We start from the raw sequence: 14,169 nt of genomic DNA on the forward strand, positions 1-14,169 counted from the left end.
CAGAATCCGATCCTTCAGACGTTCATGACGTCCGCCGTGCCGACCAACGGTCGGCACCCACCAACAGCAGCGGGCACCAACAGCCGCGGGAAACTGTCGAAGGCGGGGTGGGTCCGGTTGAGGGGGTGTCCGCGGCATGGATGCCGCGGCCAAGCCCCCAGGGATGGGTTTACGGCGTCCCCCTCAACCGGACCCACCCCGCCATCCCAAGGAATGCCCACTTTTGACGTTGCCGTTGCCGTTGATTCAAGCGGGTGCAGGGCGCAGTCCTGCCGGAAACCCTCAGCCAGCAGGAGTGCCGGCACCGTTCAAGTAATCCAGGCTCACCTGCAGCAGCGCGCGGAATCCAACATCCAACGCCTTCTCATCCAGCAGGAACTTCGGCGAATGGTTGGCCGGCGCCGTCGCCGGGTCGATCCCAACGCTGGTGGACCCGACGAAGAAGAACATGCCCGGCACTTCCTTCGCGTACAGCGAGAAATCCTCCGCGCCCATCTGCAACGGCGGCTCGTACACGTTGTCCTTGCCCACCACCGCCTGCAGGCTCGGCAGCATCTTCGCGGTCAGTGCCGGGTTGTTCACCGTGGCCGGGTTGCCATCGGCCTCGTAGATCTCGGTCACCGCCTTCGCGCCGTGCGCGGCAGCGGTGTGCTCGGCCACGTTGCGCAGGTCGGCGAAGATCTGCTGGCGCATGCCTTCGTCGAAGGTGCGGATGGTGCCGACCATCTCCACTTCATCGGGAATGATGTTGTAGCGGATGCCACCGTTGATCGCGCCGAAGGTCAGCACCGCCGGCTGCTTGGACAGGTTGGCGCGGCGGCTGACGATGGTCTGCGCGGTGCCGACCAGATCGGCGGTGGCGACGATCGGATCGACACCGTTCCACGGCGCCGAGCCGTGCGTCTGGCGCCCGATCACCTTGATCCCGAACCGGTCCGAGGCGGCCATCAACGGGCCGCCGCGCACGGCGATCTGCCCTACCTGCACGCTGGAGAACACGTGCAGGCCGAACACCGCTTCCGGCTTGAAATCAGCGAACAGGCCTTCCTTGAGCATCAACGCGGCACCACCCTCCTCCGGCGGCGGTGCGCCCTCCTCGGCCGGTTGGAAGATCAGCATCACCTGACCCGGCAGGTCCTTCTTCATCGCCACCAGTGCTTCGGCCACGCCGAGCAGGGTGGCGGTATGCGCGTCATGGCCGCAGGCATGCATCACGCCCACGGTCTGACCGCGGTACTGGTCAGTGGCCTTCGAGGCGAACGGCAGGCCGGTCTGCTCGGTCACCGGCAACGCGTCCATGTCGGCGCGCAGCGCGATCTTCGGGCCTGGCCTGCCGCCCTCGATGATCGCCACCACGCCGTGATGGGCGATGCCGGTCTTCGGCTTCAGGCCCATCGCGCGCAGGCGCTTGGCGACCTCGGCCGAGGTGCGCGCCTCGCGGTTGGACAACTCAGGATGCTGATGGAAGTCCCGGCGCCATTCGACCACCTTGGCCTGCAGCCGCTGCGCGGCGGCGGTCACCTCCGGGCGCTGCCCGTCCTGGGCGTAGGCAAGGGCCGGCAGGGCCAGCAGCAGGGCGGACAGCAGCAGCGAACGGCGCATCGCAATCTCCACAGCAGAAGGGTTCCAGCTGAATGTAGGGCAACACCGCCGCCACGGGAACCTCCGGCGCTGGATCCGGTCTTAGCGCCCGTCCCATCCGTCATGCAGGAAACGTGATGTGGCACAGGTATGCTTTGCGCATTGCCCCGGCGTCCCGCCTGGTCCAGCCCTCTCGGAGTCCTCGTAATGTCACGTGTTTGGAAGATCGTGCTGCTGGTCGTGGCAGTGCTGGTGCTGGCCGTGGTCGGCCTGCGCGTCATGGGCGGGGGCAAGGACAAGGCCGGTGGTGCGGCTGCGGGGGCGCGCCAGGGCGGCGAGGATCCGAATGCCGGTCCCGTACCGGTGACCGTGGTGGATGCCACGCGCCAGGACGTGCCGGTGTATGCCAGCGCGCTGGGCACGGTGACCGCGATGAACACCGTTACCGTCAGCCCGCAGGTCGGCGGCCAGCTGATGAGCCTGAATTTCCGCGAAGGCCAGGAAGTGAAGCAGGGCGATGTGCTGGCGGTGATCGATCCGCGCACGGCCCAGGCCAGCTATGACCAGGCCGCCGCGGCCAAGCGCCAGAACGAAGCCCTGCTGGCCACCGCGCGCTCCAACTTCCAGCGCTCGAACGCGCCGGAGTATCGCCAGTACGTCGCCAAGACCGATCTGGATACACAGCGAAACCAAGTGGCACAGTACGAAAGCGCGGTCGCAGCGAACGAGGCCAGCATGCGCTCGGCACAGGTGCAGCTGCAGTACACCAAGGTCACCGCACCGATCACCGGCATCGCCGGCATCCGTGCGGTCGATGCGGGCAACGTGGTCAACGCCGGCACCGCACTGGTCACGCTGACCCAGATCCATCCGATCCACGTACTGTTCAACCTGCCCGAGCGCCAGCTCGGCGACGTGCGCCAGGCGCAGGCCGCCGGTACGGTGCCGGTGGCCGCGCTGGACCGTGCCGATTCGCACGTGTTGTCCGGCGACGGCAAGCTCGACGTGGTCGACAACCTGATCAGTGCCGACAGCGGCACCTTCAAGGCGCGTGCCCTGTTCGACAACACCGACAACGGCCTGTGGCCGGGCCAGTTCGTCAACGTGCGCATGCAGCTGCGCACGATCGGCGGTGGCGTGGTCATCCCCACCCAGGCGGTGCTGCGTGGCCCGGACGGCGAGTACGTCTACATCGTGCAGGGCGACAACACGGTAAAGATGCAGACCGTGCGCAGCGGCGTGGAAGTGGGCGACAGCCAGGTGCAGATCGCCGAAGGCCTGAAGGGCGGCGAGCGGGTGGTCAGTGAAGGCCAGTTCCGCCTGAAGCCAGGCAGCAAGGTCACCGCGCTGAAGCCGGGCGAGACCCCTGCCGCACCGACCGAGGCCGAACTGAAGGCGGCCGAGCAGAAGAACGCAGGCGGCGGTGGCCGTCGCGGTGGTGGCCCGCGCTGAGCGCAGGCCACTGATCTCCCTCGCGCCGGCGACCCTGCCGGCGCCGACATTGAAGTGCCAGCAAGGATCAGTCCGTGGGCTTTTCGACGATCTTCATCCGCCGCCCGATCGCCACCTCGCTGTTGATGGCGGGCCTGTTGCTGCTGGGCATCCTCGGTTACCGCAAGCTGCCGGTGTCGGCACTGCCGGAAATCGATGCGCCCAGCCTGGTGGTCACCACCCAGTACCCCGGCGCCAACGCCACCACCATGGCCTCGCTGGTCACCACGCCGCTGGAGCGCCAGTTCGGGCAGATTTCCGGGCTGGAGCTGATGACCTCCGATTCGTCGGCCGGGTTGTCCACGATCATCCTGCAGTTCTCGATGGACCGCGACATCGACATCGCCGCGCAGGACGTGCAGGCGGCGATCCGCCAGGCCACCCTGCCCTCGTCGCTGCCCTACCAGCCGGTCTACAACCGGGTGAACCCGGCCGACGCGGCCATCGTCACCCTGAAACTGACCTCTGACACGCGCCCGCTGCGCGACGTCAACAATTACGCCGATTCCATCCTGGCCCAGCGCCTGTCGCAGGTGCAGGGCGTGGGTCTGGTCTCGATCGCCGGCAATGTGCGACCGGCCGTGCGCATCCAGGTCAACCCGGCGCAGCTGTCGAACATGGGCCTGACCCTTGAGCAGCTGCGCAGCGCGCTGACCCAGGCCAACGTCAATGCGCCGAAGGGTTCGTTGAACGGCAAGACGCAGTCCTACAGCATCGGCACCAACGACCAGCTGGCCAGCGCCGCCGAGTACCGCGACACCAACATCAGCTACAAGAACGGCCGCCCGGTGCGGCTGTCGGACGTGGCCGAGGTGATCGATGGCGTGGAGAATGACCAGCTGGCCGCCTGGGCCGACGGCAAGCCGGCGGTACTGCTGGAAGTGCGCCGCCAGCCCGGTGCCAACATCGTGCAGACCGTCGAGCGCATCCGCGCGATCCTGCCGCAGCTGCAGGGCGTGCTGCCGGCCGACGTGCACCTGGAGATCTTCAACGACCGCACCGAGACCATCCGCGCGTCGGTGCATGAAGTGCAGTTCACCCTGATCCTCACCATCGGCCTGGTGGTGGCGGTGATCTTCGTGTTCCTGCGCCGGTTGTGGGCCACGATCATTCCGTCAGTGGCGGTGCCGTTGTCGCTGGCCGGCACCTTCGCGGTGATGGCCTTCGCCGGCATGTCGCTGGACAACCTCTCGCTGATGGCGCTGGTGGTGGCCACCGGCTTCGTGGTCGACGATGCGATCGTGATGATCGAGAACATCGTGCGCTACATCGAGCAGGGCAAGAGTGGCAAGGAAGCGGCCGAGATCGGCGCGCGCCAGATCGGCTTCACTGTGCTGTCGCTGACGGTCTCGCTGGTGGCGGTGTTCCTGCCGCTGCTGCTGATGCCCGGCGTCACCGGCCGCCTGTTCCACGAGTTCGCGTGGGTGCTGAGCATCGCCGTGGTGCTGTCGATGCTGATCTCGCTGACGCTCACCCCGATGATGTGCGCCTACCTGCTCAAGCCAGACGCCCTGCCCGAGGGCGAGGACGCGCATGAGCGTGCGGCGGCGGCCGGCAAGCAGAACCTGTGGACGCGCACCGTCGGCCTGTACGAACACAGCCTGGACTGGGTGCTGGGCCACCAGCGCCTGACCCTGGCGGTGGCCGGCGGCGCACTGGTGCTGACCGTCCTGCTGTACGTGCTGATTCCCAAGGGCCTGCTGCCCGAGCAGGACACCGGCCTGATCACCGGCGTGGTCCAGGCCGACCAGAACATCGCCTTCCCGCAGATGGAACAGCGCACCAAGCAGGTGGCCGAGGCACTGCGGCACGATCCGGATGTGACCGGCGTATCGGCGTTCATCGGTGCCGGCAGCATGAACCCCACGCTCAACCAGGGCCAGCTGTCGATCGTGCTGAAGGAGCGCAGCCAGCGCGATGGCCTGGACGAGATCCTGCCGCGCCTGCAGAGGGCAGTGGCCGGCATTCCGGGCGTGGCGCTGTACCTGAAGCCGGTGCAGGACGTGACCCTGGATACCCGCGTGGCCGCTACCGAGTACCAGTACTCGCTGTCGGACGTGGATTCGGCGACGGTGGCCACCCAGGCCACGCGCCTGACCGAAGCGCTGCGCAAGCGCCCGGAACTGGCGGACGTCGACAACAACCTGTCCAACCAGGGCCGCGCCCTGGAGCTGAACATCGACCGCGACAAGGCCAGCGTGCTGGGCGTGCCGATGCAGACCATCGATGACACGCTCTACGATGCGTTCGGCCAGCGCCAGATCTCGACCATCTTCACCGAGCTCAACCAGTATCGCGTGGTGCTGGAAGTGGCGCCGGAGTTCCGCACCAGCACCGCGCTGATGGAACAGCTGGCCGTGGCCTCCAACGGTGCCGGCGCACTGACCGGCACCAATGCCACCAGCTTCGGCCAGGTCACCTCGTCGAACTCGTCGACCGCCACCGGCATCGGCGCGCAGAACACCGGCATCACCGTCGGCGCCGGCAACATCATCCCGCTGTCGGCGCTGGCCGAAGGCAAGGTCAGCAGTGCGCCGCTGGTGGTCAGCCACCAGCAGCAGCTGCCGGCGGTGACGGTGTCGTTCAACGTGGCGCCGGGCTATTCGCTGTCCGAGGCCGTGCGTGCGATCCAGGAGACCAAGGACAGCCTGGACATGCCGACCCACCTGCATGCCGAGTTCATCGGCAAGGCCGCCGAATTCACCGGCAGCCAGACCGATGTGGTGTGGCTGCTGCTGGCCTCGCTGGTGGTGATCTACATCGTGCTGGGCGTGCTGTACGAGAGCTACATCCACCCGATCACGATCATCTCCACGCTGCCGCCGGCCGGTGTCGGCGCGCTGCTGGCGCTGATGCTGTGCGGCCTGAGCCTGTCGGTGGACGGCATCGTCGGCATCGTGCTGCTGATCGGCATCGTCAAGAAGAACGGCATCATGATGGTCGACTTCGCGATCGAGGCGCGCCGCGCCGGTGCCAACGCGCACGAGGCGATCCGCCGTGCCTGCCTGCTGCGTTTCCGCCCGATCATGATGACCACCGCCGCGGCCATGCTCGGTGCGCTGCCGCTGGCACTGGGCACCGGCATCGGATCGGAGCTGCGCCGCCCGCTGGGCATCGCCATCGTCGGCGGCCTGCTGCTGTCGCAGCTGGTGACCCTGTACACCACGCCGGTGATCTACCTGTACATGGAACGCTTCTCCGAGTGGCTTGCCCGCCGCCGCGAACAGCGTGCGCTGCGCAACGGTTCGCTGCAGGAGCCGCAGGCATGATCCACGCCCCGCTGCTGCGGGGGGCCGCACGATGAACCTGTCCGGCCCCTTCATCCGCCGCCCCATCGGCACCGCGCTGCTGGCCATCGGCCTGTTCATGGTCGGCCTGATCTGCTACCTGCGGCTGGGCGTGTCGGCACTGCCGAACATCGAGATCCCGGTGATCTTCGTGCATGCCAGCCAGTCCGGCGCCGACGCGGCGACCATGGCCTCCACGGTCACCGCGCCGCTGGAACGCCATCTCGGCCAGCTGCCGGGCATCGACCGCATGCGCTCGTCGAGCTCGGAAGGCAGCTCGCTGGTGTTCATGATCTTCCAGAGCGGCCACAACGTCGATTCGGCGGCACTGGACGTACAGACCGCGATCAACTCGGCACAGGCCGACCTGCCCTCGGGCATGGGTTCGCCGATGTACCAGAAGGCGAACCCGAACGACGACCCGGTGATCGCCATCGCGCTGACCTCGCAGACGCAGTCGGCCGACGAGCTGTACAACGTCGCCGATTCGCTGCTGGCGCAGCGCATCCGCCAGATCAGCGGCGTTGCTTCGGTCGACATCGCTGGTGCTTCCACGCCAGCGGTGCGCGTGGACGTCAATCTGCGCCTGATGAACGCGCTGGGCCTGACTGCGGATGACCTGCGCAACGCCGTGCGCGCGGCCAACGTGACTTCGCCCACCGGCTTCCTCAGCGATGGCAACACCACCACCGCGATCATCGCCAACGACTCCGTGGCACGTGCCGCCGACTTCGCCGACCTGGTGGTCAAGACCCAGGGCGACGGCCGGGTGATCCGCCTGAAGGACATCGCCAACGTCTACGACGGCCAGCAGGATGCCTACCAGGCCGCGTGGTTCGACCACAAGCCGGCGGTGGTGATGTACGTGTTCACCCGTGCCGGCGCCAACATCGTGGAGACCGTGGACCGGGTCAAGGCGCAGATCCCGACCCTGCGCGACTACCTGCAGCCGGGCACCACGATGACGCCGTACTTCGACCGTACGCCGACCATCCGTTCGTCGCTGCATGAAGTACAGATCACCCTGCTGATCAGCCTGGCGATGGTGGTGCTGACCATGGCGCTGTTCCTGCGCCGGCTGGCACCGACGCTGATCGCCGCGGTGACCGTGCCGCTGTCGCTGGCCGGTGCCGCGCTGGTGATGTACGTGATGGGCTTCACCCTGAACAACCTGAGCCTGCTGGCGCTGGTGATCGCGATCGGCTTCGTGGTGGACGATGCGATCGTGGTGATCGAGAACATCATGCGCCACCTCGACGAGGGGATGCCGCGCATGCAGGCGGCGCTGACCGGTGCCCGCGAGATCGGCTTCACCATCGTCTCGATCACCGCCTCGCTGGTGGCGGTGTTCATCCCGCTGCTGTTCGCCAGCGGCATGATGGGCGCGTTCTTCCGCGAGTTCACCGTCACCCTGGTCGCGGCCATCGTGGTCTCGATGATCGTCTCGCTGACGCTGACCCCGGCGTTGTGCAGCCGCTTCCTCAGTGCGCACGACCACAGCGCGCCACCGTCGCGCTTCGGCCGCTGGCTGGATGCCGGCCACGAGCGCATGCTGCGCATCTACACCGTGTTCCTCGACTTCTCGCTGCGCCACGCGCTGCTGATGTCGCTGACCCCGTTGATCCTGATCGGCGTCACCGTGTTCCTGTTCGGGGCGGTGAAGAAGGGTGCATTCCCGCCGCAGGACACCGGCCTGATCTGGGGCCGCGCCAACTCCAGCGCCACGGTGTCCTTCGAGGACATGGTCGCCCGCCAGCGCCGCATCACCGACATGCTGATGGCCGACCCGGCAGTGAAGACCGTGGGTGTGCGCCTGGGCAGCGGCCGCCAGGGCTCCAGCGCACAGTTCAACATCGAGCTGAAGTCACGCAGTGACGGCCGCCGCGAAACCACGGCACATGCATTGGCGCGACTCAGTGCCAAGGCCGACCGCTACCCGGACCTGCAGCTGCGCCTGCGTGCGATCCAGGACCTGCCCAGCAACGATGGCGGAGGTTCCAGCCAGGGCGCGCAGTACCGCATTTCCCTGCAGGGCAACGACCTGGCCGCACTGCAGGAATGGCTGCCCAAGCTGCAGGCGGAACTGAAGAAGAACCCGAAGCTGCGCGACGTCGGCACCGACGTGGACAATGCCGGCCTGCGCCAGAACATCCAGATCGACCGCGCCAAGGCCGCGCGCCTGGGCATCACCGTCGGTGCCATCGACGGCGCGCTGTACGGTGCGTTCGGCCAGCGCCAGATCTCCACCATCTACTCGGACATCAACCAATACAGCGTGGTGGTCAATGCGCTGCCCTCGCAGACCGCCACCCCGTCGGCGCTGGATGAGGTGTACGTGCGTGCGCGCAACGGCGACATGGTGCCGATCACCGCGGTGGCTACCCAGATGCCCGGCCTGGCCCCTTCGCAGATCACCCACGAAAACCAGTACACGACGATGGACCTCAGCTACAACCTGGCTCCCAACGTGAGCATGGGTGAGGCCAAGGCGATCATCGATGCCACCGTGGCCGGCATGCGCATGCCCGGCGACATCCGCCTGGCCGACGATGCGGGCTTCGGCTTCAACTCCGACCCCAGCGACATGCTGATCCTGGTGCTGGCGGCGATCCTGACCGTGTACCTGGTGCTGGGCATGCTCTACGAGAGCCTGATCCACCCGGTCACCATCCTGTCCACGCTGCCGGCGGCAGGCGTCGGTGCGCTGCTGGCGCTGTTCGGCACCAACACCGAGCTGTCGGTGATTTCGATGATCGCGCTGGTGCTGCTGATCGGTATCGTCAAGAAGAACGCGATCATGATGATCGACTTCGCACTGGTGGCGCAGCGCGAGCATGGGCTGGCGCCGCGCGATGCCGCACGCGAGGCCAGCATCGTGCGCTTCCGCCCGATCATGATGACCACGATGGTCGCGATCCTGGCGGCCGTGCCGCTGGCGATCGGCCTGGGTGAAGGGTCCGAGCTGCGCCGCCCTCTGGGTATCGCGATGATCGGCGGCCTGCTGTTCTCGCAGAGCCTGACCCTGCTCAGCACGCCGGCGCTGTACGTGATCTTCTCGTGCCTGGCCGAGCGCTGGCGCGCACGCCGCGCACGCAAGCGCGAAGCGAAGCTGCTCAAGCGCGCGCAGCGGGCCTGATTGGATCTGCCGGCCAGCGGCCGGCACTACCGTGGGCGCGGACGGTGGGTGCGGACCGTTGGTCCGCACGCTGGTGGGTTTGACGTGCCATAACGAAAAGAGAACAATTCCCATCCAGCCATGGTCCTGCGCCCCTTCGCGGCGCCCCGCTGCCCTCTCCGGCAAGCCTGCGTGATCCCAGCCATCAAACTTTCCCCCACATGTGGGCGGATGGCGCGTGGCCGTTCGCCGAGGATGACTGAACCATGCTCCTGCACCCACTCTGCCGCCCGGCCCTGCTTGCCGTCTCCCTCTCGCTGGCCTGTGCCGCGCATGCCCAATCCACACCAGAGCGCGCCAATCGCAACCGCAGTACCACCGAGCTGGATGCGGTCAAGGTCACCGCCGAACGCACCCACGCCGACACCGGCGCCCTTGGCGATCGCGCCCTGCGCGATACCCCGTTTGCGATCACCGTCGTGGGCCGCGAGCAGATCGAGCAGCGCCAGGTGGTGTCACTGGGCGAAGCCTTCCTGCTCGACCCTTCGGTCAGCACCCAGGTCAGTGCCTATGCCAGCGGCTGGAGCTCGCCGATCCGCAACCGCGGACTGGAACTGAACTACGACAGCTATCGGGTCAATGGCCTGCAGGTTTCCTCGTGGGGTACCGAGTGGCCGCTGGAGGTGATGGAGCAGGTCAATCTGATGAAGGGGCCGGGCGGCTTCCTGTATGGCTTCGGCACTCCAGGCGGCATCGTCAACTACATCACCAAGAAGCCGACCGACACACCCACGTTCTCCGCCCAGCTCGGCTGGCGCGAACAGGGCATCGTCAGCGGCGGCATCGACGTTGGCGGCCGCTTCGGCAACGAGCAGATGTTCGGCTACCGCTTCAATGCTTTCGAGGAAAAGGGCGAGACCTTCAATGGTGGCCACGTCGATCGCAAGGTGGGCGCACTGTCGCTGGACGCACGCCTGAGCGATGCATTGATCTGGACCTTCGACGGCGTGTTCCAATCACGCGAACTGCGCGAGGAATCGCCGCAGTACTACTTCCGTGGCGTGACATCGTTGCCGCGACCGATTGCCGGGGATGCCGACAACAGTGTTCCCGGCACCTACTACGACACCCGATCCAGCCTGCTGTCGACCGGCTTGAACTGGCAGATCAACAACGACTGGAAAGCCAGCCTGAGTTACGGCGTCACCACCTCATGGAATGACGTCAACAAGATCTTCGCCTACATCGACTCGCCCAACGGTGACTATGACGTCAATGTCTACGAGCTGGGCGGCAAGAGCGAGTGGAAGCTGGCCCAGGCGATGCTGCAGGGCAGCTTCCGCACCGGCCCCCTGCAGCATCAGGTGGTGGCGGGCATCAGCCACCAGACCGGACTGGGCTGGGACCGCCCCTACGAATGGAACCTGATCGGCCGCGCCAACCTTTACCAGCGCCACGCCATCCGCCATGACGCTGTCGGTTCACGGGTGATGACCCGTGGCGACGAGACCGTGCAGCAGGCGGTGTTCGCAAGCGATACCGTCGGTCTCGGCAGCGGCTGGTCGGCACTGGCGGGTTGGCGCTACAACGACTATGAGACCAAGGGCCGCTACCACACCTACCCGGTCACCCCGACCTACGCCGTGATGTTCAAGCCCAGCGAGGCGGTCACCCTCTACGCCAGCTACATCGAATCGCTGGAAGCAGGCAACCGCGTAGGCAACAGCTACGTCAACGCCGGCGACGTGCTCGACCCGACCATCAGCAAGCAGTACGAGATCGGTGCGAAGGTCGAGGCGACACGCTGGAATGCGAACGTGGCGGCGTTCCGGCTGGAGCGTGGCGCCAACATCGATGAACTCACACCTGCCGGCAAGCGCCTGGTTCAGGACGGCATCACACTGTACGAAGGCATCGAAGCCAGTGCCGACCTGCACCTCAACGATGCACTGAGCATCGGCGGTGGCGTCACCTGGCTTGACCCGACCTACGACAAGCTGTCCCCGACCAGCGCCGCACAGGAAGGTAACCGTACCGCCGGTGCTGCGCGCTGGAGCGGGGTACTTCATGCCACCTACCAACTGCCATGGGTTGATGGGCTGGAGACCTACGCCGCCGTGCGCTACTACGGCGATGTCTGGTATGACGCCGACAACACCCTGAAGCTGCCCGACTACACATTGGTCAATGCCGGCATCGGCTATCGCCTGCTCGCCTCCGGCCACCCGGTGACCGTGCGCGCCAGCGTCGAGAACCTGGCCAACCGGAAGTACTGGTCCAACGCCGGCGCCGGCCTGCCGCGCACGTTCGCTGTGAGCGTGCGCTGGGAGATGTAAGGTGCCGGTCCCCGCCGTCCATGCGGACCACGGGCCCGCACATGGACGGTGGGTGCGGACGGTTGGTCCGCACTCCATATTTCACCCCACACCCGCAATAATGTTGGAGGACCCTTCCACCGAGCCTGCATGCCCGCCCGACAGTCCCGCCTCAGCCGCCTCTGGGCCCACGAAAAGGCCAGCTACGGCCTGCGCGTGTTCATCGCGCTGGCCACGGCCGTTGCCGTGTGCTGGCAGTTCGATGCGCTGACCGCCCTGCCCGGTGTGTTCCTGGGCATCATCGCCAGCGCCATCGCCGAGACCGACGACAACTGGTGGGGCCGGACCAAGGCCGTGGCGCTGTCGCTGCTGTGCTTCTGCATTGCTGCGGCCTCGGTGATCTGGCTGTTCCCATGGCCGTGGATCTTCATCGGCGCGCTGGCATTGTCCACCTTCGGGCTGACCCTGCTTGGCGCGCTCGGCGAGCGCTATGCGTCCATTGCCCAGGCCACGGTGACCCTGGCGATCTACACCATGATCGGCCTGGAACAGCACGGTGCCAGCGACCTGCACAGCGCGCTGGACGCGGTCAGCCACCTGCTGGCCGGCGCAGTCTGGTATGGCCTGCTGTCGATCCTGTGGACCGCGCTGTTCGCCAACCGGCCGGTACGTGAGCGCGTGGCGCGGCTCTACCAGGAACTGGGCCGCTACCTGCAGCTGAAGGCCGCGCTGTTCGAGCCGGTGCGCGAAGCCGACCTGCAACGTCGCCAGCTTGATCTTGCCGAACAGAACCGTCGTGTGGTCGGTGCACTGAACGAGGCCAAGACCGCGATCCTGGCCCGCTTCGGCCGCTCCGGCCGCCCCGGCGTGAACTCCGGCCTGTACCTGCGCCTGTACTACATGGCGCAGGATTTCCACGAACGCGCCAGTTCTTCGCACTACCCGTATGGCGCGCTGGTGGACGCGTTCTTCCACAGCGACGTGCTGTATCGCTGCCAGCGCCTGCTCGACCTGCAGGGGCAGGCCTGTGCCCGCCTGGGCGAGGCGATCCGCCTGCGCCGTCCGTTCGTATACGGCGAAAGCAACCAGCAGGCCGGGCGCGACCTGGCCGATGCGCTGGCCTACCTGCGCGACCAGCAGCGGCCGCAATGGCAGCGCCTGCTGGGCTCGCTGGACCTGCTGGTGCACAACCTGCGCAGCATCGAACGGCGCCTGCTGGATGCCGAACGCTCCGAAGCCAGCCTGGACAACGTCGATACCCGCCTGCGCGACAGCAACCCGCACACCCTGCGCGAGATGGGCGTGCGCATCCGCCAGCAGCTCACGCCCGGTTCGGTGCTGTTCCGCCACGGCCTGCGCATGGCGCTGGCGCTGATCGCCGGCTTTGCAGCGATCCGCCTGTTCAATGCGCAGAACGGTTCGTGGGTGCTGCTGACCATCGTGTTCGTGTGCCGGCCCAACTTCGGCGCGACCCGCCAGCGCCTGGCACAACGCATCGTCGGCACCCTGGCCGGCCTGGTACTGACCTGGGCGCTGCTGCAGCTGTTCCCGCAGCTGCACGTGCAGCTGCTGATCGCCCTGCTCTCTGCGCTGCTGTTCTTCTTCACCCGCACCGACCGCTACCTGGTGGCGTCGGCGGCGATCACCGTGATGGCACTGACCTGCTTCAACCTGATCGGCGATGGCTTCGTGCTGATCGTGCCGCGCATGGTCGATACGGTGCTGGGCTGCGCGATCGCAGCGGCGGCAGCATTCCTGATCCTGCCTGACTGGCAGGGCCGGCAGCTGCATCTCGTCCTGGCACGCGTGCTGGACACTGCGGCTCGCTACCTGGATTCGGTGCTGGGCCAGTACCGCAGCGGCATGCGAGACGACCTGGCCTACCGCATCGCGCGGCGCGACATGCACAACGCGGATGCCGCGCTGTCCACCGCACTGTCGAACATGCTGCGTGAACCCGGCCATGTGCGCCGCAATCTGGATGCCGGCTTCCACTTCCTGGCGCTGTCCAACACGCTGCTCGGCCATCTGTCGGCATTGGGCGCGCATCGCGACCAGGTGGACAGCTATGCTGGCGACCCGCTGGCATTGGCGGCCGGCGAGCGCGTGCGCAAGGCACTGCAGCAGCTGGCTTCGGCCCTGACCGCGCGGCAACCGGTCGCGGAAGATGACAATGACGCCGACCGCGCAGTGGCCGCCGAGCTGGAGCAGATCGACGAGGCAATGCCGCCGAAGCTGCAGCTGATCCGCACGCAGATGGCGCTGGTGCTGCGGATGCTGCCGAAGGTGCGGGCAGCGGCCAATGAAGCGGTGACCAGCCTGACCTGATCCCTCATCGCTGAATCGGGCACGCCATCCATGCATGGCGTGGATCCGCTGC

At 66.9% G+C, this 14,169-nt stretch carries 6 protein-coding genes; 5 read left to right on the forward strand and 1 reads right to left on the reverse strand.

Annotation, left to right across the window (positions count from 1 at the left end; translation table 11 throughout):
* Window positions 1-282: 282 nt before the first annotated feature.
* The gene (locus DFO63_RS10115) at window positions 283-1,602 is read right to left on the reverse strand and encodes a M20 family metallopeptidase (protein ID WP_049447280.1); all 1,320 of its coding nucleotides are present in this window, start codon (window positions 1,600-1,602) and stop codon (window positions 283-285) included.
* Between the two features lie 186 nt (window positions 1,603-1,788).
* Between DFO63_RS10115 and DFO63_RS10120 the strand changes: the two genes are divergently transcribed.
* The 5 genes from DFO63_RS10120 (at window position 1,789) to yccS (ending at window position 14,117) form a co-directional block, all read left to right on the forward strand.
* Window positions 1,789-3,033: an efflux RND transporter periplasmic adaptor subunit gene (locus DFO63_RS10120; protein ID WP_049447277.1), complete on the forward strand. Its 1,245-nt coding sequence runs from the start codon at window positions 1,789-1,791 to the stop codon at window positions 3,031-3,033.
* Window positions 3,034-3,107: 74 nt separating this feature from the next.
* The gene (locus DFO63_RS10125) at window positions 3,108-6,341 is read left to right on the forward strand and encodes an efflux RND transporter permease subunit (RefSeq protein ID WP_119006836.1); all 3,234 of its coding nucleotides are present in this window, start codon (window positions 3,108-3,110) and stop codon (window positions 6,339-6,341) included.
* A 31-nt stretch (window positions 6,342-6,372) separates the two neighbouring features.
* Window positions 6,373-9,495 carry an efflux RND transporter permease subunit gene (locus DFO63_RS10130; RefSeq protein WP_119006837.1) on the forward strand — a complete coding sequence of 1,041 codons (3,123 nt, stop codon included), beginning with the start codon at window positions 6,373-6,375 and terminating at the stop codon, window positions 9,493-9,495.
* 245 nt (window positions 9,496-9,740) lie between these two features.
* Window positions 9,741-11,810 (forward strand): TonB-dependent receptor, encoded by a 2,070-nt coding sequence (locus DFO63_RS10135; protein ID WP_119006838.1) that lies wholly within the window; start codon window positions 9,741-9,743, stop codon window positions 11,808-11,810.
* Window positions 11,811-11,939: 129 nt separating this feature from the next.
* The gene (gene yccS, locus DFO63_RS10140; protein WP_101766185.1) at window positions 11,940-14,117 is read left to right on the forward strand and encodes a YccS family putative transporter; all 2,178 of its coding nucleotides are present in this window, start codon (window positions 11,940-11,942) and stop codon (window positions 14,115-14,117) included.
* The last annotated feature ends 52 nt before the right edge of the window (window positions 14,118-14,169 follow it).

The organism is Stenotrophomonas sp. AG209, from assembly GCF_003550055.1.
Classification (GTDB): Bacteria; Pseudomonadota; Gammaproteobacteria; order Xanthomonadales; family Xanthomonadaceae; genus Stenotrophomonas.